Raw genomic sequence first — 18,186 nt, 5'->3', positions numbered from 1 at the left:
CAGCGCGACCCCCCCCACCCCCGCCCCCCCCCCCGCCCCCCCGCCCCCCCCCCCGCCCGGGGCCCCCCCCCCCCCCCCCCGGGCGCGGCCCCCCCCCGTGCGCAGCCCGGGGGCGCCGGCGGCGGGCCCCGGGCGCTGCGGCAGCAGTCCCGCGCCGAGGTCGCGCCGCTCCACCAGCAGGTACGCGGCGCCCACCGCCGCGGCGGCGGCCGCGCCCGACAGCACCAGCAGCCACCAGCGGTCGCCGGCGAACGGCCGGACCTCCTCGGCCCAGCCGAGCGGCGAGAGCAGCACCACCCGGTGCGGGCCCGCGTCGCCGGCCGCGCGCAGAACGAACGCGGCGGCGAGGACGGTGCCGGCGATGCCGTTGGCGGCGCGCGCCGTCCCGGCGACCTGGGCGGCCACCGCGGCGACGCCGGCGAAGAGCAGGCCGCTGCCACCGAGCGCGAGGCCGAAGGCCAGCGAGCCGGCCGGGGCCTGTCCGGCGGCGATCAGGCAGCCGGACACCAGGACGGCGAGCAGCAGGTCGGCGCAGGCGGCGGCGAGCAGGCCGGCGGTGAGCGGGGCACGGCGGCCGACCGCGCCCGCCCCGATGAGTTCCAGCCGGCCGTCCTCCTCCTCGGCGCGGGTGTGCCGGACCACCAGCAGGATGCTCATCAGCGCGGCGAGCACCGCGCCGAAGGCGCCCATCCGCCAGGCCGTCAGCCCGCCGACGGTACTCGCGTCGTGGAGCGGCCCGTAGAGGGCGCGCAGCGAGGAGTTGGAGGCGATGCCCAGGCCGAACGCCTGCCGCTCGGCGGCGGTGCCGTACAGCGTGCGGAAGGAGAACGCGGTGGAGGCCACCGAGGCGGTCAGCGCGTACAGCCAGACCGGCAGCACGATCCGGTCGCGGCGCAGCGCGAGGCGCAGCAGGATGCCGGTGCCGGCGTAGGCCTTCACCGGGCCACCGCCGGTGCGGCGGGGCCGGCGGGGCCCGAGGGGTCGGCGGGGTCGGCCGGGTCGCCGTCGGGGCGGCCGTAGTGGCGCAGGAAGAGCTCCTCCAGGGTGGGCGGACGGCTCGTCAGGCTCCGGACGCCGACCGCGGTCAGCGCCCGCAGCACGCCGTCCAGCCGGTCGGCGTCGACCTGGCAGTGCAGCCGGGTGCCCTCGGCGACCAGGCCGTGGACGCCCTCCAGCCGGGGCGCCGGGCCGGCCAGTTCGGCGTCGATCGTGGTGCGGGTGAGGTGCCGCAGCTCGGCGAGGGTGCCGCTCTCGACGGTGCGGCCGGCCCGGATGATGCTGACCCGGTCGCAGAGCGCCTCGACCTCCGAGAGCACGTGGCTGGAGAGCAGCACGGTGCGGCCGCGTTCGCGCTCCTCGCGGACGCAGCCGCGGAAGACCTCCTCCATCAGCGGGTCGAGTCCGGAGGTGGGCTCGTCGAGGACGAGCAGTTCGGTGTCGGAGGCGAGCGCGGCGACCAGTGCGACCTTCTGCCGGTTGCCCTTGGAGTAGGCGCGGCCCTTCTTGGTGGGGTCGAGCTCGAAGCGCTCCAGCAGCTCGGCACGGCGGGCCGGGTCGAGGCCGCCGCGCAGCCGGCCGAGCAGGTCGATGGCCTCGCCGCCGGTGAGGTTGCGCCAGAGGGTGACGTCGCCGGGGACGTAGGCGAGCCGGCGGTGCAGGGCCACCGCGTCGCGCCAGGGGTCGCCGTCGAGCAGCCGGGCGGTGCCGCCGTCGGCGCGCAGCAGGCCGAGCAGGACGCGGACGGTGGTGGACTTGCCCGCCCCGTTGGGCCCGAGGAAGCCGTGCACCTCGCCGCGGGCGACGGTGAGGTCGAGCCCGTCGAGGGCGCGCGTCCGGCCGAAGTTCTTGACCAGGCCGGTCACGGAGATGGCGGTCGTCATGGCCCGACCGTACTCTTGTTTCACAGATTCGTGAAGTTAGTGAATACCGAGGATTTCGGGAACGGTTGCCGGGTGCCCGAGGATGGGCCGGTGATCGCACCGGGGACGGGAGAGCGCGCGGTGGAACGGGACGAGGCGGCGGTCGGCGCCTTCATCGAGCGCTTCGCCGGCGTGATGGCCGACGCCGGCTTCCCCCGGATGCCCGCCCGGGTCTTCACCGCCCTGCTGGCCGCCGACTCCGGCCGCCTCACCGCCGCCGAGATCGGCGCGTCCCTGCAGGTCAGCCCGGCCGCGGTGTCCGGCGCGGTGCGCTTCCTCACCCAGGTCGGCCTGGTCGGGCGCGAACGCGAGGCGGGCTCCCGCCGGGACCGCTACCGGGTGCACGACGACGCCTGGTACGAGGCCTCGATGCGCCGTGACCGGGAGCTGGTGCGCTGGGAGGCCGGCCTGCGCGAGGGCATCGACGCGCTCGGCGCCGACACCCCCGCCGGGGCGCGGCTGACCGAGTCGCTGGAGTTCTTCGCCTTCATGCGCGCCGAGCTGCCCGGCCTGCTCGCCCGCTGGCACGACCGCCGCACCGTGCTGCGCGAGGCGCCCTGACCTGCCGGGCGCACCGTCAGGTCCAGCGGTTCCAGGCGCCGTCCTCGCCGTCCTCCCCCTCCGGACGCCCGGCCTGTTCCGGCGGCACCGGCCCGGCCGGGGCGACGTACCGCCCCCGGACGGCAAGCTGGGCCTGCGCGACGGTCCGCGCCACCTCGTCCGGGTCGTCGAGACCGACCAGGAGGACCTCCTGCGCGCCCCGCCGCCCCACCCCGCGGGCGGCCGCCTCGACCGGCTCCAGCACCACCGCGCCGTACGCCACCCGCGGCGCCGCGAGACCGGCCAGCGGCACCGACGCGGACCCGCGCGGCCCCGCCCCGCGCACCCTCACGAGCCGGCGGTCCGTCAGCACGTGGACGGTGCGCGGCGCCCGGAGCCGGCGCAGCACCAGGGCGCCCGGCCCGAGCCACAGCGCGCCGAGCGCGAACAGCGCCGTGACGACCAGGAAGACCGGCTCGGTGCCGAGGCCGAGGGCCACCGCGAACCCGGCGGCCGCCACGGCCGACAGCGCCTGAACGAGCTCGTACGGGCCGTACCACCAGCGGACGGCGCCGGGCCGGCCCGTCCACAGCACGCGCTCCCGGGCAGCCGGCGCGAAACCGGCCGGCAGCTCCGGAGCGGGCCCGGCGGCCGGTTCGGGCGCCGCGGCCGGCGGCCTGCACGCGACCGCCCGGCCCTGCTGAAGGGCCGCCAGCGCGCCCTGCGGGTCCTCGGGTGCCCGCAGGACCGGCAGCGGCGCGGCGGACGGCGTCCGCAGCAGCTCCGCGACGACCGCGGCAAGGCCCGTGCCGGCGCCGCCGAGCACCACGTCCGAGCCGCGCAGCCGCGGCTCCGGCAGCGCGTCCAGCCACCAGGCGTCGGTGCCCTCCGCACCGCGGACCACCAGGCGCCGGTCGGTCACCGTGTACTGCTCGGTGCGGCGGACGGCGGGCCCGCTCACCAGCAGCCGGTACAGCAGCGCGCCGAGCTGGAGGCACCAGCCCGCCACCACGAACGCCCGGGCCGCGCCCGTCCGGTCGACCTCCGCGCCCCACTGCACCACGACCAGCCCGGTCATCGCGGCGCCCATCGCGAGCAGCACCGCGGCGGCGGCCAGCGCGGTGCCGGACGGACCCGTCCGCCCCGGCCGCCCCGTCCACAGCACCCGTTCGTCCGGCAGCAGTTGTGCGCCCTCGTCCATGATCCACCCCTTCGGTGAGGCGATCATGATGGCACTGCGGTCCGCCCGGCGGGAGGGCGGGTGTCAGCCGAGGTAGGCGGGGGCGACCGCGGAGCGGGTGAGCACGGCGGCGGCGCCGCTGCCGTCGGCGGGCACCGTCCACAGGTCGGCGCCGTAGTCGCCGGCCAGCGCGTACACCAGGGTGTGGCCGTCGGCCCACAGGGCCTGGTCGTCGACGTCGCGCTGCTCGGCGGTGGCGCTCTCCGTCATGGTCGCCAGGTCCAGCACGTACAGCCGCCAGGGGGCGTCCGGGGACGCGCCCGCGACGCGCTTCTTGTAGGCGATCCGGGTGCCGTCCGGGGAGAGCGAGGGGCACTCGACGTTCTCGTGCAGGGTCGTCAGGGTGCGGGCGGCCAGGTCGCCGCGGGCCAGGTAGGTCTTCCCGCCGGTGGCGACGGTGACGTAGAAGTGCGCGTCGTCGGCGAAGGTGACGCCCCAGACGTTCAGGTCCGGTGCGTTCAGCGGCTTGCCGTCCCTGAGGACGGTGAACGTCTCCAGGTTGTCCTCGTACCGCCAGCTGCGGGTGTCGACGATCGAGGTGCGGGTGGAGAAGTTCGTGCCGGCGTACGAGTCGCCGCTGACGAAGACCGTCCAGGCCGCCAGGTGCCCCGACGGGGAGACCCGGGAGCGGGTCGGGATGCCGGCGGCGGGGAAGTGCCGCAGCTCGTGCAGGGACGAGTCGACCACGACCGCCCGGTAGGTGTCGGTGAGGGCGCCGTGCTCGGCCTGCAGGCAGATCCCGGTGCCGGCGGCGGCGTGGAAGCGCAGGCAGGTCAGCCCGGAGGCGGTGCGCGGCCCGTCCGGGCGGTCGGCGGGCACGCCGGTGATCTCGTCGCGGTGCGGGCCCCAGGCCATCGAGCGGAACAGCAGCTGGTGCCCGCCGGGCCGCAGGGTGACCGTGCCGGGGTGGACGGCGGGCCCGCCCGCCTGCTCCTGGTCCTTGCGCCCGGAGCGGTCGGCGGCGTGCAGCACCGCGACCGTGCCGACCCCGCCGAGCAGCAGCACGGCGGCCAGCAGGACCATCAGGCGGGCGGTTCTCGTCATGCGGAGTGCTCCTCGGCGGCCCGCGGGCCGGTAGCGGGGTCGGTGCGGTCGCCGGTCCGGGGGTCGCGGACCAGCGCGGTGGCGGCGCAGGCGGCGACGGCCAGGCAGCCGGCCGCGCCGGCCAGCGCGCTCTGGCCGCCCCAGACCGACCAGGCGGCGCCGAACGCCAGCGAGCAGGCGAACCGGGCCAGCGCCTGCCCGGTGCCCACCAGCGCCTGCCCGGCGCCCAGGTGCTCCGGCGGGACGGCGCCGGCGGTCGCCGCCGCGAGCACCCCGTCGGTGGCCGCGTAGAAGCAGCCGTGCAGCAGCAGCACGGCGAGCGCCACCCAGCCGCGGTGCAGCGGGGCCAGCACCAGGGCGTACCCGCCGAGCAGCACCAGGTGCCCGGCCAGGAAGAGCCGGCGCCGGCCGAGCCGGTCGGCCAGCGCCCCGAACGGCACCGCGAGCAGCAGGAAGGCGGCCGCCGTGCCCAGCGGCAGCAGCGGGAAGAGGTGGGCGGGCAGGGCGAGGCGGCGCTGCAGCAGCAGGTAGAGGAAGGCGTCGGAGACGGTGGTCAGGCCCAGCACGACGGCGGCCAGGGTGAGCCGGCGCAGCACGGGCAGCCGCAGCAGCGCGATCGCGTCGCGGGCGGACGGGCGGCGCTCGGGGGCCGGGGCGGCCGACGGCCGGGCCGGGACGAAGAGCAGCAGGACGAGCACGCCGATCGCGGCGACGCAGGCGGAGACCGCGAAGACCGCGTCGTAGCCGTCGACCGCCGCCCGCAGCAGGGCGAAGGCGGCGAGCGGGCCGAGCAGCGCGCCGGTGGTGTCCATCGCCCGGTGGACGCCGAACGCGCGGCCGCGGTGCTCGGGCTCGGTGGCGAGCGAGATCAGCGCGTCCCGGGGGGCGGTGCGCAGGCCCTTGCCGGTGCGGTCCACCGCGAGCACCGCACCGATCAGCGGGACGGTGTGCGCGAGCAGCAGCAGCGGCTTGCAGGCGGCCGACAGGGCGTAGCCGATCCCGGCGACCGTCTTGTGCCGGCCGTCCCCGCGGTCCGCGGCGTGGCCGCCGACGAGGCGCACCAGCGCGCCGACGCCGTTGTTGATGCCGTCGAGCAGGCCGAAGCCGAGCGGGGACAGGCCCAGGCCCGCCACCACGTACAGCGGCAGGACGGCGCTGACCATCTCCGAGGAGACGTCGGTGATCAGGCTGACCGCGCCGAGCGCCAGGACGGTGCCCGGGACGGCGGCGGCACGCCGCCCCGGGCTGGTGCCCGGGGCGACGGCGGCCTTGCTGCGGGAGTCCGCGAGGTACACGGGCGTCAGTTCCAGATGCCCGTGATGTCGGAGGCGGAGGCGGCGTTGCCCGCGTGCGCGGACAGGCCGGCCAGGTCCTCCAGGGTGCGGAGCACGTTGTAGTGGTTGTAGGTGGTGGCGGACGAGGAGCCGGCCGCGACGTGCTGGCCGTACAGCACGGTCGGGATCTTGTTGCCGGAGAGCTTGTTGTCCTCGTCGAAGGTGACGACCAGGATCGAGTTGTGGGTCTGGGCCCAGGCCGCGTACGCGCCCAGGTTGTTCTTGATCCAGGTGTCGCCGGTGGAGACCGAGCAGTCGTGCATGTCGCTGCACAGGTTCGGCACCACGAAGGAGACCTTCGGCAGGGTGGTGTAGTCGGTCGGGAACTGCGCGAAGGTGTACGCGCTGCTGGTCGGCACGTTGGAGAAGCCGAACCACGGGTTGTGCTTCTGCGCGTAGTTGCCGCTGCTGCACACGGTCGAACCCTGGCTGGGCAGCGACTCGTTGTAGCTCGCCCAGGTCTTGCCGGCGGCGATCAGCTCCGAGCCGAGGTTGGCGGCCGAGAGGGAGCCCACACCGACGCAGCTGTCGTCGGTGCGGCCCTGGGTGGAGCCGGAGAACAGCGCGTAGTAGTTCGGCTCGCTGGGGTGGGTGATGCCGAAGGAGTTGGTGAGGTTGGCCCCGCCCGCCTTCAGGGTGTTGTTGATGTACGGCGCGCCGGAGCTGCCGATGATCTGCGAGTAGGCGTGGTTCTCCATCACCACGACCACCACGTGGTCGGGCGTCGGCAGGGCGGCGGCCTGGGCGGTGGCCGCGTTGGCGGCCCAGATTCCGAGCGAGCCGGCGGCCAGGGCGACGGTGCTGGCGAGTGCCTCGAGGGCGCGCCGGGTGCGCTTCGGGGTCATGCTGTCCTCCGTACGAGGGGCGACAGTTGGGGGATCGAGCGCCCAAACCCTAGGCTCGCCGCGGTTGACGGGGCCGCGCCCCGCACATGAAGAGCAGAAGAACAGCCGACGGCCCGGCGACAAGCGGCTATTCCCCATGTCACACCCGTCCCGATTGACCCGCAAGATCCGCCCGTGATGGGATTTCGGGGCAGTGCGGACGGGGTCGGAGGGGATGTCGGTGGAGCTGGACGGCCCCCTGGTGGCCGGCGTCGGCGCCCGCCCGGGCACTCCCGCCGAGGACGTCCTGCAGCTGCTCGACGAGGCGCTGGCCGCCGCCGGGCTGGACCGCGCCGCCCTCGTGCTGCTGGCCACGATCGAGGCCCGCGCGGCCGAACCCGGACTGGCCGCGGCCGCCGCCGCGCTGGGCGTGCCGCTGACCGGCTACCCGGCCGCGGTGCTCGCCGCGATCGATGTCCCGCACCCGTCCGCCGCGGTGGCCGCCGCCGTGGGCACCCCCGGCGTCGCCGAGGCCGCCGCCCTGGCGGGCGCACCGGGCGGACGGCTGGTGGTGCCCAAACGGGCGTCCACGCGGGCCACCGTGGCCCTCGCCCGGTGCGCCGCCCCGCCCCACCGCCCGACCGCCCCGCCCCACCGCCCCGCCACCGCCCCCGGGAGTGACGCCGTGACCGCCGAACCCGACCTCCGCCACCACGGCGACGCCGAGGTCCGCGCCGCCGGACTGGTGGACCTCGCGGTGAACGTCCGCACCGGCACCCCGCCCGACTGGCTGCGCGCCCACCTCGCCGCCACCCTCACCGGCCTCGCCGCCTACCCCGACCAGGGCGCCGCGCGGGCCGCGGTGGCCGCCCGGCACGGCCGCCCGGCCGACGAGGTGCTGCTCACCTCGGGCGCCGCGGAGGCCTTCGTGCTGCTCGCCCGCACCCTGCGGCCGCGCCGCGCGGTCGTCGTCCACCCGCAGTTCACCGAGCCGGAGGCGGCCCTGCGGGACGCCGGGCACGCCGTGCACCGGGCCCTGCTGCGGCCCGCCGACGGCTTCCGGCTCACCGCCGGCGCGGTGCCCGAGGAGGCCGACCTGGTGGTGCTCGGCAATCCGACCAACCCCACCTCGGTGCTGCACCCCGCGGACTCCGTCGCGGCGCTCGCCCGGCCCGGCCGCACCCTGGTGGTGGACGAGGCGTTCATGGACACCGTGCCCGGCGAGAGCGCGACGCTGGCCGGGCGGCGCGACCTGCCGGGCCGGGTGGTGGTGCTGCGCAGCCTCACCAAGACCTGGGGCCTGGCCGGCCTGCGGATCGGCTACGTCCTCGCTCCGGCCGGCCTGATCGCCGAACTGGCCGCCGCGCAGCCGCTCTGGCCGGTCTCCACCCCGGCGCTGGCCGCCGCCGAGGTCTGCTCGGCGCCGGCCGCGCTGGCCGAGGCCGAGGCGGCGGCGCTGGCGGGCGCCGAGCACCGCGCCCATCTGCTGGCGGGGCTGGCGGCGGTGCCGGGCCTGCGGGTGCACGGCGAGCCGCGGTCCTCGTTCGTCCTGGTCGAGCTGGCCGGTGCGGCCGGGGTGCGCGAGCGGCTGCGGGCGGCCGGCTTCGCGGTGCGGCGCGGCGACACCTTCCCCGGGCTGGGCGCCGACTGGCTGCGGATCGCGGTGCGCGACCCGGCGACCAGCGACCGCTTCCTGGCGGCGCTCGCGGAGGTCAGCCGAGGCTGACCGGGGCCCCCGCGGCGACCGTCCCGCCCGTGACCACCGTCGCGTAGACGCCGGCGCACGGCAGCGGGCCGAGGCCGGGCAGCGGGACGACGCGGTTGCGGCGGGCCAGCGTGCGCAGGGCCGCCGGGTCCGGCGGCAGGCTGCCGTGGGCCAGCGTCGGGACGGCGCAGCGCGGGCTGGCCGCGATCACGGCCAGCCGGACGGTGGCGCCGATCCGTAGTTCGCGGCCGACCCAGGCGTTCTCGGTGAAGGCGGCGGCGCCGGGGGTGTCGACCACGAGGTTCGGGCGGTAGCGGGCGGCCTGCGCGGCGCCGCCGACGGCGGCCAGGGTGGCCGTGGTGATCAGGTGCAGCGGGGCGAAGTCGACGAAGGTCCCGGGCGGCGCGGCCCGGCCCAGGCCGCCGATGGTGACCGGGACCTCCCGGTCGGGCCCGTGGGCGAGCACCTCCTCCGGCACGGCGCGCTCCAGTTCGGCGCCGGGCGGCGGCGTGTCGACCAGGCGCACCGGGCGGCCCAGCAGGGCGGTGAAGCCGCCCTCGTCGAGCTCCCGGCCGTCCGGGCCGAGCACGCGGACGAAGCCGTCCTCAGCGGTGGTCGCCGAGGCGGTGAGCAGGGCCCTCCACAGCCGCGGGTTCTTGGCGCTGGCGATCCGGCCGGTACCGGTGTCCAGCAGGGCGCGGACCCGGTCGCCGGCGATGCCGCGCGCGGTGATCCGGGCGGCGGCCAGCGGCTCGCCCAGGGCGGACTTCAGCGGGTACCGGTGCAGGCCGAGCACGGTCATCGCGCCGCTCACGCGGCTGCCGTCCGGGCCCAGGCGGCCAGCGCGGCGAAGTCGTCGGCCCGCAGGCCGTGCCGGTGGTCGACGGGCAGCGTGAGGGCCGGCGCCGGGTGGTGCTCGGCGATCCACGCGGTGTCCTGCGGCTCGATCTCGTCGTCCACCCAGGCGAACGGCCGGCCGGCCGCCCGGGCGACCAGCTCGCGGGTCTTCCAGTGCAGCCCGTCCGGGTCGCCGTGGTGCATCCGCGGCCAGGCGATGTACGGCAGCCGCGGCAGGCCGATCCGCGGGCCGATCCACTCGTTGGCCTCGTCCATCCACGTGGTGCACCAGACCAGCCGGTAGGGCAGCGCGAGCAGCGCCGGGCCGTGCTCCGGGTTGAGCCAGAGCCGCAGCGGCCTCACGTACGCGGACGGGGTCCCGGGGTGCCGGGCGATCCAGGAGGCCGGCCTGACCCGGTGGGTGAGACAGCCCTCCGGGCGGCGCTGCGGCTTCGCCCGGTACGGGTTGAGCGGGCCGTCCACGTCGAGCAGCAGCAGCGGCCGCCCGTCGTCGCCTGCATCGAGCTCCGTCATCGCCCCTCCCCCGTCCGGTAGGGCGGATTCTCGACGGCCCGGGCGGCGGGCCGCCACCGGATTTCCGCGGGCGGCCCTCAGCCCGCGGCGGGTGCGGTCGGCGCGGCGGGCGCGGCGGGCCGCCAGGCGCGCGCCGCGGCGATCCGGCGGGTCGCGCTGGGGTGGGTGGCGAGGAGCAGCTCCAGCAGCCGGGGCGGGTCGACGTCGGAGACGTTGGCGACCGCGAGGCGCCGCTGCATGGCGATGAAGTGGTCCGGGTCGCCGGTGAGTTCGAGGGCGTGGCGGTCGGCGCGGGCCTCGATGCGGCGGCTGGCGGCGGCCTGCAGCGGGCCGCTGAGCGTGCCGATGAGCGCGGTCAGGGCGGCGAACAGCGGCAGCGACCGCGGGTCGGCGGCGCTGTCGGCGCCGGCGGCCGCGAGCAGCGGCTGCCAGGCGGTGAGCAGCCCGAGGACGGCGACCGCGGCGGCCGCGCCGAGCGCGCCGAGCGCGGTGCCGGTGGCGACGTCGCGGTGCTTGACGTGGCCCAGTTCGTGGGCGACCACGAGCTCGACCTCGCGCGGCTCGGCGGTGGCGAGCAGGGTGTCGTAGGCGACGATCCGCCGGGTCGAACCCAGGCCGGAGACGTAGGCGTTGAGGGCGGTGGTGCGCCGCGAGGCGTCGGCGACCAGCACCTCGCGCACGGTGACGGCGTCCTGCTCGGCGAGCTCCAGCAGCGCGGTGCGCAGCGGCCCCTCGGCCATCGGGGTGAAGCGGTTGAACACCGGCTCGATCACCAGCGGGTGCAGGAAGGACAGCGCGAGGACGAGCAGCGCCGCGAGGCCGGCGGCCGGCGGCCACCAGCCGGTGGGCGACCGGCGGGTCAGCGCGTAGAGCGCGAGGGCGGTCGGCAGGGCCAGGGCCAGCGTCAGGGCGAGGCCGCGCAGGGCGTCCACCGCCCAGCCAGCCCAGCCCTGGGTGACCAGTCCGTAGCGGGCGCGGACCACCCTGACCCGGGCGGCGAACGGCAGTCGCAGCAGCTGGCCGAGCAGGACGAGGGCCGTCGCGCCGCCGAGCACCTGGGCCGTCCGGGACCCGCCGAACAGGTCGCCGGCCGCGGTCACCAGCGCGGCGCCGGCCGGGGTGAGGCCGAGCAGCAGGGTGAGGGCCAGGCCGGCCAGCATGCCGCCGAGCAGCCAGGGCAGCTGGGCCTGCCGCAGGGCCCGGCCGCGGGCCCGCTCGGCAGGGGTGAAGTCGTCCGCCATGGCACCACAGTAGGGGCAGCACGCACGCCCGCCGCCCTGCTTCACCGGGGAGACCGGGAAGAGGACGGCGGGCGTCGGCGTGCTGGGCGGATCAGACCTGGCCGGCCTTCTCCAGCGCCTCGCAGCAGGTGTTGATCAGGAGGCGGGTGACGACGTAGGGGTCGACGTTCGCGTTCGGGCGGCGGTCCTCGATGTAGCCCTTCTGCTCCACCTCGACCTGCCACGGGATGCGCACGGAGGCACCGCGGTTGGAGACGCCGTAGGAGTAGACGTTCCACGGGGCGGTCTCGTGCTTGCCGGTCAGGCGGGACTGGATGTCGTCACCGTACTGGTTGACGTGCTCCAGCACCTTCTCCTGGGAGGCGCCGAGCGACTCGCAGGCGGTGATGATCGCCTCGTAGCCCTCGCGCATCGCCTTGGTGGAGAAGTTGGTGTGGGCACCCGCGCCGTTCCAGTCGCCCCTGGCCGGCTTGGCGTCCAGGGTGGCGTCGATGCCGAACTCCTCGGCGGTGCGGTAGAGCAGGTAGCGGGCGATCCACATGTCGTCCGAGACGGTCAGCGCGTCGACCGGGCCGATCTGGAACTCCCACTGGCCGGGCATGACCTCGGCGTTGATGCCGCAGATCGCCAGGCCGGCGTCCAGGCAGCGGTCGAGGTGCAGCTCGACGATCTCGCGGCCGAAGACCTCCTCGGCACCCACGCCGCAGTAGTAGCCGCCCTGCGGGGCCGGGTAGCCGCCCTCGGGGAAGCCGAGCGGGCGGGAGCCCTTGAAGAAGGTGTACTCCTGCTCGATGCCGAAGATCGACTCCTGAGCGGCGTACTGCTCGGCGATCGGGCGGAGCTTCGCACGGGTGTTGGACACGTGCGGAGTGCCGTCGATCTCGAAGACCTCGCACAGCACCAGGATGTTGTCACCGCCGCGGATCGGGTCCTTGACGACCTTCACCGGCTCGAGCACGCGGTCCGAGGCGTGGCCCTCGGCCTGGTTGGTCGACGAGCCGTCGAAGCCCCAGGTGGGGATCTTGTCCGCGTTCGGCAGCACCCGAGTCTTGGAGCGGAGCTTCGCGGTCGGCAGGGTGCCGTCGATCCAGATGTACTCGGCCTTGATCGCCATTGCGGTGAACCTCACTGCTTGGGTGGTGGGTGCCCGCGTAGCGTTGCAAGCCGCCGTTTCCCGGTTGTTCCTCCTATGTAACGCCCGTGTGAACCAACCGTCCGCGCCGACCCGCTCACGGTCGGAGAGTGCACGTCTCAGCATGCGAGCGCGCCGGTGGGACGATCCGCGGCGAGCGCGGTCAGCGGCGCCGGGCGTGCGCCCGACGGCGGCGGGTCATCCAGAGCGCGGCGCCGCCGGCCGCCAGCAGGGTGGCCGCGCCGCCGACCATCGCCCCGGTGCCGCTGCTGCCGGTGTAGGCCAGCGACCCGCCGGCCGCCGGGGTCGGGCGGCCGGCCAGGGTCGGCGACGGCGCAGCGGACTGCGAGGCGGGGACGGGCTTCTCGCAGGAGACCGAGGCGACGGTGATCTTCCCGGTCACCCGGGCGACGTTCAGGTTCAGCGGGTTGACGTCCACCGCCACCTCCAGCGCGGAGGCGGCGGCGGAGGAGGAGGTGACCGTCTTCTTGGAGAACTCCACGTCTACCGTGCCCACCGCGGGGACGACCACATGGGTGGGGCTGTTCAGCCCGACCGAGACCGACTTGCCGAGCACGGTGAGCCGCACCGGCGAGGTCACCTTCGCGGTGGGCTGCCCGTCGACCGGGCAGCTCACCTCGGCGCTCAGCGCCTGGAGGCCCAGCAGGGTGGTCAGCGGCAGGCCGGGGGCGTGCACGTCGGCCCCGGCGAGGGTGACCGAGGCGGAGGTGCCGTGCTCGTCGGCGTGCGTGACCGACTTCCCGACCTCCGCCTTGACCAGGGTGACCGGGTGCCCCTTGTCGACGCCGTCGACCTTGGCGGTCAGCATGGCGTCGTTGCGCTCGGCCGGGGTCTGCACCTTGTTGAGCGAGACGTTCACCGGCACGTCGACGGCCTTGTTGAGCAGCGACACGTCCAGCGCGAGCTCGGCGGTGACCGCGCGGGCGCTGCCCGGCGAGCCCGCGGCGCCGGCGGCGTGCGCCGTGGCGGGCAGCCCGGCGGCCAGGGCCGAGGCCACCAGGCCGAGGGCCGCGGCGGAGCGCAGGGACGACGCGGAGCGCACGGAGGACAGGGACGGCATGACGGGTACCCCCACAGAATCGTTTCGGCAGAGCAGGCCGCCGGAACCACCCCGCACGGGCGCAGCCGGGAAGCGCGCACCGAGGGCGGGGGAAGGGGCTCGTGCTCTCGACTGACACTCAGTCTCACTCGAACAATCCGTCACATCAGCACCACGGAGCGTCAGTTCACTCATTTGAGTGAGGGTTGACGACAGTCGCTGACACATCCGCGTCCGGGCGCTCGCGGACGGCTCAACGACCCTCACCGACCGAGTCGTTGAGGCCCCGCCGAGGACACCCGGACTGCCGCGGGAGCCCCGGGCGCACACGTGGGAGGTTCTCCGTCCCACCACGACCGGAGGAAATAGGCGACCGGTCGTCTATGTTGCTGAATCCCGGCCCGAACGGCACGGGCCACCCAGGAACGCGAAACGGAGCCCGCCACCATGACCACCCCCGTCAAGGTCGCCGTCGTCTACTACTCCTCCACCGGAACCACCGCCGAGATCGCCCGGGAACTGTGCTGCACCCCGACCCGCTTCGGCAACGTCTCCGCCCAGCTCAAGCAGTTCATGGAGACCCTGGGCGGGCTGTGGGCGCGGGGCAGGCTGGCCGACAAGGTCTACAGCGGCTTCACGTCCTCGGCGACGTCGCACGCCGGCCGGGAGACCACGCTGCAGTCGCTGTACACCTCCGTCCACCACTTCGGCGGCATCCTGGTGGCGCCCGGATTCACCGATCCGGCGAAGTTCGCCGACGGCAACCCCTACGGCACCTCGCACGTGGACGGACAGGGCACCCTCCCGGTCGACGACGCCACCCGCAACGCCGCCCGCGTCCAGGCCGAGCGGGTCGTACGGATCGCCTCGCTCGTCAAGGGCGCCTGAACAGCCACCCACCCGTGCGACCGAGCGGACCCCCCGTTCCGGCCGCAGACTCGGACAGCAGCAGCCACTGAGCGGAAGGCAGAACGCGCATGACGACCACATCCGCACACGAGGACATCGTCCGCGGGGTGATGGACGACTGGAGGGCAGCGGTCGACAACCACGAGCCGGAGCGGGTCGCGTCCCGCTTCACGCAGGACGCGATCTTCCAGGGCCTGCACCCCTACACCGTCGGCCGCGAGGGCATCGCCGAGTACTACGCCTCCCAGCCGCTCGGCATGAAGGCGCAGTACACCGTCCTGGAGACCCGCCAGGTGGCCGACGACACCGTCCTCGCCTATCTGGCCGTCGACTTCTCCTTCACCGACCGGCCGACCCGGAACGTGTGGCTCAGCGTGCTGCTCACCCGCACCCCGTCGGGCTGGGCCATCAGCCACTACCAGGTCTCCAAGCTCGACTGACGATTCCCCGACACCACCCGAGGAGAGAGCCGTGAAGGAATTCCTGGTCGAACTGAGGACCGTTTTCCCCGACGACATGGAGCAGGCGGAGATCGACCGGCTGCGCGCCGCCGAGTCCGTCCGCGCCAAGGAACTCGCTGCCGACGGCCACCTGGTCCGACTGTGGCGCCCGGTCGGCGAGATGCGCAGCATCGGCCTGTGGCGCGCCGACGACGAGGCGGACCTGCGCGAACGGGTGCTGGGCACACTGCCGCTGCACCCGTTCATGACCGACCGGATCACCGCCGTCGCCCCGCACCCGAACGACCCGGGCCCGGCCGGGCCGAGCGCCTGAGCACCCCACGGGCCGCGGCCGGCCGACCCGGCCGGCCGGGGCCGTCCGGCGATTCCAGAACAGTCCGCCCCTGAACTAGCCGACCGGTCATATACTTGGCGAATGGGGCGGACGAGTGATGCCAGAGAGAAGATCCTCGCCGCTGCGCACTCCCTGATGGAGATGCGCGGCTACTCCGCCCTGGGCGTGGCCGAGATCTGCAAGACGGCAGGGGTCCCGAAGGGCAGCTTCTACTACTTCTTCGAATCCAAGGAAGCCCTGGCGCTCGCCGTGCTCGACGAGCACTGGGCCGAGGAGCGGATCGGCTGGACCCGGATCCTGAACGGCGACGCGGAACCGCTGGAGCGGCTGCGGCAGCTCTTCGAGGCGACCGAGGCCCGTCAGCGGGCGGGAATGGAGAGCTGCGGCACCGTGTCGGGCTGCATGTTCGGGAATCTCTCGCTGGAGATGAGCAATCAGGCCGAGGCGGTCCGCGAGCGCCTTCAGGAGATCTTCGAATCGCAGGTCGAGATGATCGAGTCGGTCGTCGCCGAGGCCGTCCTGCGCGGCGAGGCCACCGTCACGGACACCCGTGCGGCCGCCCGGTCCGTCGTCGCGCAGTTCGAGGGCCAGGTGCTGTTCGCGAAGCTGTACAACAGCCCTTCCCGGCTCGGCGCGGTGTGGGCGAACAGCCTCGCGCTGCTGGGTGCCCGCCCGTCGCCGGCGCCGGCCGGCGCCTGACCGCGCCGCCGCACCCGTCGCGTCCGAGTTGTGGGTTCCCGGCCCGTTGGTAGCTTCGGGGCATGGAGGAAGCCGAAGGGTCTCCCGCTGTCGCCGTCGTCACCGGCGCCTCGCGGGGCATCGGCGCGGGCCTGGTCGAGGCGTACCGCAGGCTGGGTTACGCCGTCGTCGCCACCTCGCGCACCATCGAACCGTCCGACGAGGCCGATCTGTTGACCGTCCGGGCCGACGTCGCCGACCGGGCGGCCGCCGAGCGCGTCGTCGCGGCCGCGCTCGACCGCCACGGCCGGATCGACACGCTCGTCAACAACGCCGGGATCTTCATCGGCAAGCCGTTCACCGAGTACACCCCGGCCGAGTACGAGGCGGTCACCGCCGTCAACCTCGACGGCTTCTTCCATCTCACCCAGCTCGCCGTCCGGCAGATGCTCGCCCAGGGCCGCGGCGGTCACATCGTCCAGGTCACGACGTCCCTCGTCGACCACCCCCGGTCCGCCGCCCCGGCCCTGCTGGCCTCACTCACCAAGGGCGGCCTGCAGGCCGCGACCAAGGGCCTGGCCATCGAGTACGCGGCGCACGGCATCCGCGCCAACGCGGTCTCGCTCGGGGTGATCACGACGCCCCTGAACGCCGGCGCCGACCGCGAGGCGCTGGCCCGGCTCCATCCGCTCGGCCGCCCGGGCGAGGTCCGCGACGTGGTCGACGCGGTGGTCTTCCTGGAGAACGCGCCCTTCGTGACCGGCGAGATCCTCCACGTCGACGGCGGGCAGAGCGCGGGCCACTGACGACCCGTCGCCCGGCCTCACACAGGCTCCCGCACCAGACGTTGCGCACCAGCCACGCGTCGTGGTCGTACGCCTCCCCGGCCCGGCCGGGGACCGGGACCGAGATGAACGTGTCCTCGGGTCGGACCCGCTCGGGCAGCCCGTGGAAGCGGGCGCGGCCCGCCTCGATCGCCCGGTCCGCTGCGCCGCTCCTGCGGTATCGCTGCGTCATCGCTCTCCTCCAACGCCGCCACGACCGGCTTCCTCCCTGCTGGGAGGCCCTGCCTCGGCACGCCCCCGGCCGCCGCCGCGCCGCCCCACCGCACCGACCCGGACTGGGAGTTCGGGCCTCCCAGGCGCGAGGAACCACGTCCCGGCCCGGGCCCCGGCGAGCGTTGACTCCCCCCGCCCCGCCGCCTACCGTCCGAACAGCCGAACGGTCGACTACCGGCCGCCGGGACGATCCGCCTCACACCACAGACAGGGCAGAAGACCCCGGAGTACCTGGTCGACAACGCGGGCAGCGCGGACGTCCGGCTGTCCGCGGCGCACCTGGCCGAGCTCGACGCCGTCCCGGCCCCGGTGGGCGACCGGTACTGACCCGGGCACGCCGCCGGAGGCGCGGTGGAGGCGCCGTTCACATGCGTGCGCGCACCGGCGTGCCTAGGCTGGAACCCGGTCCGATCCCCCCACGATCGCTCGGGGACGAGGTGACGCAATGGCGAAGGTGCTCTTCATCGTCAGTGGTGCGACGTACTGGGTGCTCAAGGACGGCACCAGGTACGCGACCGGCTACTGGGCCGAGGAATTCGCGATGCCGTACCGGAGACTCACCGAGGCCGGCCACGAGGTCGTGATCGGGACGCCCGGCGGCGTCGTCCCGACCGTCGACATGATGAGCCTGCGGCCCGCGATGGCGGGAGGCGAGAAGGGCGCCCTCGAACTGGAGGAGATCATCCGCTCCGCCGAGGCCATGCGGCGGCCCCTCCGGCTGTCGGACGTCCGTCTGGAGGACTACGACGCGGTGTACCTGCCCGGCGGCCACGGCCCGATGGCGGACCTGGCGTTCGACGCCGACGTCGGCCGGCTGCTGACCGCCCAGTTGGCCTCGGGTCGGCCGCTCGCGATCGTGTGCCACGGCCCCTCCGCCATGCTGGCCACCAGGATCCACGGGGAGTCGCCCTTCAAGGGCTACCGGATCACGTGCTTCACCGATGACGAGGAGGAGGCGGTCGGACTGGCCTCCAGGGCGCCGTGGCTGCTGGAGACCGAACTGCGGGAGAAGCTCGGCGTCGACTTCAGCCGCGGCCCGATGTGGGAGCCGTACATGGTGGAGGACCGCAACCTCATCACCGGGCAGAACCCCCACTCGGCGGCGATCCTGGCAGACCGGCTGCTGGAGATCCTGTCCTAGGAACACGGTCTCGGCTCCGCCGGCGCCCGCGGCGTCCTGCGCGAACGATCCGTCACACCGGAGCGCCGCGGCGCCGGTTCACTCGTCCCCCCCCCGGCCCCCCCCCGCGGGGGGGGGGGGGGGGGTGCGCGACACCGGGGAGGGCGGGCGGCCCCCGAGCGGGGGGGGGGCCAGCGCGCCCCCCCGGTTGGGTGG

18 protein-coding genes and 1 pseudogene are annotated in these 18,186 nt (G+C 75.2%); 8 read left to right on the top strand and 11 right to left on the bottom strand.

Annotated features, from left to right (window positions below):
* Together ACFV0G_RS16880 and ACFV0G_RS16875 are read right to left on the bottom strand one after the other, a co-directional pair.
* Positions 1-939, bottom strand: a pseudogene (locus ACFV0G_RS16880) (ABC transporter permease); the annotation flags it as partial.
* A complete protein-coding gene (locus ACFV0G_RS16875) occupies positions 936-1,880 on the bottom strand; it encodes an ATP-binding cassette domain-containing protein (protein WP_380547414.1) in 945 nt (314 codons plus the stop codon). The pseudogene ACFV0G_RS16880 and the gene ACFV0G_RS16875, both read right to left, overlap by 4 nt.
* Before the next feature lie 90 nt (positions 1,881-1,970).
* On the opposite strand from ACFV0G_RS16875, the gene ACFV0G_RS16870 reads away from it, so the two are divergent.
* Entirely contained in the window at positions 1,971-2,480 is a 510-nt protein-coding gene (locus ACFV0G_RS16870; protein ID WP_380547411.1) for a GbsR/MarR family transcriptional regulator, read from the top strand.
* A gap of 16 nt (positions 2,481-2,496) precedes the next feature.
* On the opposite strand, the gene ACFV0G_RS16865 is transcribed toward ACFV0G_RS16870, so the two are convergent.
* The 4 genes from ACFV0G_RS16865 to ACFV0G_RS16850 are packed head-to-tail and all read right to left on the bottom strand — an operon-like array spanning position 2,497 to position 6,922.
* Positions 2,497-3,687, bottom strand: a complete 1,191-nt coding sequence (locus ACFV0G_RS16865; protein WP_380547407.1) for a hypothetical protein — start codon at positions 3,685-3,687, stop codon at positions 2,497-2,499.
* Between the two features lie 36 nt (positions 3,688-3,723).
* Entirely contained in the window at positions 3,724-4,743 is a 1,020-nt protein-coding gene (locus ACFV0G_RS16860; RefSeq protein ID WP_380547404.1) for a TolB family protein, read from the bottom strand.
* On the bottom strand, positions 4,740-6,038 hold the full coding sequence (locus ACFV0G_RS16855) for an MFS transporter (protein ID WP_380547401.1): 1,299 nt from the start codon (positions 6,036-6,038) through the stop codon (positions 4,740-4,742). Before ACFV0G_RS16855 ends, ACFV0G_RS16860 begins: the two co-directional genes overlap by 4 nt.
* A gap of 5 nt (positions 6,039-6,043) precedes the next feature.
* A complete protein-coding gene (locus tag ACFV0G_RS16850; protein ID WP_380547398.1) occupies positions 6,044-6,922 on the bottom strand; it encodes an alkaline phosphatase family protein in 879 nt (292 codons plus the stop codon).
* A gap of 220 nt (positions 6,923-7,142) precedes the next feature.
* Here ACFV0G_RS16850 and cobC point away from each other — a divergent pair, with 220 nt between their 5' ends.
* Positions 7,143-8,627, top strand: coding sequence for an Rv2231c family pyridoxal phosphate-dependent protein CobC (cobC, locus tag ACFV0G_RS16845; RefSeq protein ID WP_380547395.1), 1,485 nt, complete (start codon positions 7,143-7,145; stop codon positions 8,625-8,627).
* Here cobC and ACFV0G_RS16840 read toward each other — a convergent pair.
* The 5 genes from ACFV0G_RS16840 to ACFV0G_RS16820 form a co-directional block, all read right to left on the bottom strand.
* Positions 8,614-9,420, bottom strand: coding sequence for an MOSC domain-containing protein (locus tag ACFV0G_RS16840; protein ID WP_380547392.1), 807 nt, complete (start codon positions 9,418-9,420; stop codon positions 8,614-8,616). The two genes, cobC and ACFV0G_RS16840, sit on opposite strands and share 14 nt — an antisense overlap.
* A complete protein-coding gene (locus ACFV0G_RS16835; protein WP_380547389.1) occupies positions 9,417-9,977 on the bottom strand; it encodes a hypothetical protein in 561 nt (186 codons plus the stop codon). Before ACFV0G_RS16835 ends, ACFV0G_RS16840 begins: the two co-directional genes overlap by 4 nt.
* A 77-nt stretch (positions 9,978-10,054) precedes the next feature.
* A complete protein-coding gene (locus ACFV0G_RS16830) occupies positions 10,055-11,218 on the bottom strand; it encodes a M48 family metalloprotease (protein WP_380547386.1) in 1,164 nt (387 codons plus the stop codon).
* Between the two features lie 91 nt (positions 11,219-11,309).
* Positions 11,310-12,332 (bottom strand): glutamine synthetase GlnII, encoded by a 1,023-nt coding sequence (gene glnII, locus ACFV0G_RS16825; protein WP_380547417.1) that lies wholly within the window; start codon positions 12,330-12,332, stop codon positions 11,310-11,312.
* 181 nt (positions 12,333-12,513) lie between these two features.
* Positions 12,514-13,431 carry an SCO1860 family LAETG-anchored protein gene (locus ACFV0G_RS16820; RefSeq protein ID WP_380547383.1) on the bottom strand — a complete coding sequence of 306 codons (918 nt, stop codon included), beginning with the start codon at positions 13,429-13,431 and terminating at the stop codon, positions 12,514-12,516.
* Between the two features lie 426 nt (positions 13,432-13,857).
* On the opposite strand from ACFV0G_RS16820, the gene ACFV0G_RS16815 reads away from it, so the two are divergent.
* The 6 genes from ACFV0G_RS16815 to ACFV0G_RS16790 all read left to right on the top strand — a co-directional run bounded on the left by ACFV0G_RS16815 (position 13,858) and on the right by ACFV0G_RS16790 (position 17,991).
* Entirely contained in the window at positions 13,858-14,298 is a 441-nt protein-coding gene (locus ACFV0G_RS16815) for an NAD(P)H dehydrogenase (protein ID WP_380547380.1), read from the top strand.
* Positions 14,299-14,387: 89 nt separating this feature from the next.
* A complete protein-coding gene (locus ACFV0G_RS16810) occupies positions 14,388-14,759 on the top strand; it encodes a YybH family protein (protein ID WP_380547377.1) in 372 nt (123 codons plus the stop codon).
* 31 nt (positions 14,760-14,790) lie between these two features.
* Positions 14,791-15,093, top strand: coding sequence for a muconolactone Delta-isomerase family protein (locus tag ACFV0G_RS16805; protein ID WP_380547374.1), 303 nt, complete (start codon positions 14,791-14,793; stop codon positions 15,091-15,093).
* 102 nt (positions 15,094-15,195) lie between these two features.
* On the top strand, positions 15,196-15,813 hold the full coding sequence (locus ACFV0G_RS16800; RefSeq protein WP_380547371.1) for a TetR/AcrR family transcriptional regulator: 618 nt from the start codon (positions 15,196-15,198) through the stop codon (positions 15,811-15,813).
* Between the two features lie 62 nt (positions 15,814-15,875).
* The gene (locus ACFV0G_RS16795) at positions 15,876-16,598 is read left to right on the top strand and encodes an SDR family NAD(P)-dependent oxidoreductase (protein WP_380547368.1); all 723 of its coding nucleotides are present in this window, start codon (positions 15,876-15,878) and stop codon (positions 16,596-16,598) included.
* 697 nt (positions 16,599-17,295) lie between these two features.
* Positions 17,296-17,991 carry a type 1 glutamine amidotransferase domain-containing protein gene (locus tag ACFV0G_RS16790; protein ID WP_380547365.1) on the top strand — a complete coding sequence of 232 codons (696 nt, stop codon included), beginning with the start codon at positions 17,296-17,298 and terminating at the stop codon, positions 17,989-17,991.
* Positions 17,992-18,186 lie beyond the last annotated feature (195 nt).

This window comes from Kitasatospora sp. NPDC059571, from assembly GCF_042735675.1.
GTDB lineage: Bacteria > Actinomycetota > Actinomycetes > Streptomycetales > Streptomycetaceae > Kitasatospora.
This window is presented reverse-complemented; position numbering and strand designations above follow the sequence as displayed.

Bases quoted from the DNA above. Each gene is read 5' to 3' on its own strand.
- ACFV0G_RS16875 (WP_380547414.1), bottom strand. From the start codon at position 1,880: ATGACGACCGCCATCTCCGTGACCGGCCTGGTCAAGAACTTCGGCCGG.
- ACFV0G_RS16865 (WP_380547407.1), bottom strand. From the start codon at position 3,687: ATGATCGCCTCACCGAAGGGGTGGATCATGGACGAGGGCGCACAACTG.
- ACFV0G_RS16860 (WP_380547404.1), bottom strand. From the start codon at position 4,743: ATGACGAGAACCGCCCGCCTGATGGTCCTGCTGGCCGCCGTGCTGCTG.
- ACFV0G_RS16850 (WP_380547398.1), bottom strand. From the start codon at position 6,922: ATGACCCCGAAGCGCACCCGGCGCGCCCTCGAGGCACTCGCCAGCACC.
- ACFV0G_RS16835 (WP_380547389.1), bottom strand. From the start codon at position 9,977: ATGACGGAGCTCGATGCAGGCGACGACGGGCGGCCGCTGCTGCTGCTC.
- ACFV0G_RS16830 (WP_380547386.1), bottom strand. From the start codon at position 11,218: ATGGCGGACGACTTCACCCCTGCCGAGCGGGCCCGCGGCCGGGCCCTG.
- glnII (WP_380547417.1), bottom strand. From the start codon at position 12,332: ATGGCGATCAAGGCCGAGTACATCTGGATCGACGGCACCCTGCCGACC.
- ACFV0G_RS16820 (WP_380547383.1), bottom strand. From the start codon at position 13,431: ATGCCGTCCCTGTCCTCCGTGCGCTCCGCGTCGTCCCTGCGCTCCGCC.
- ACFV0G_RS16815 (WP_380547380.1), top strand. From the start codon at position 13,858: ATGACCACCCCCGTCAAGGTCGCCGTCGTCTACTACTCCTCCACCGGA.
- ACFV0G_RS16810 (WP_380547377.1), top strand. From the start codon at position 14,388: ATGACGACCACATCCGCACACGAGGACATCGTCCGCGGGGTGATGGAC.
- ACFV0G_RS16800 (WP_380547371.1), top strand. From the start codon at position 15,196: ATGGGGCGGACGAGTGATGCCAGAGAGAAGATCCTCGCCGCTGCGCAC.
- ACFV0G_RS16795 (WP_380547368.1), top strand. From the start codon at position 15,876: ATGGAGGAAGCCGAAGGGTCTCCCGCTGTCGCCGTCGTCACCGGCGCC.
- ACFV0G_RS16790 (WP_380547365.1), top strand. From the start codon at position 17,296: ATGGCGAAGGTGCTCTTCATCGTCAGTGGTGCGACGTACTGGGTGCTC.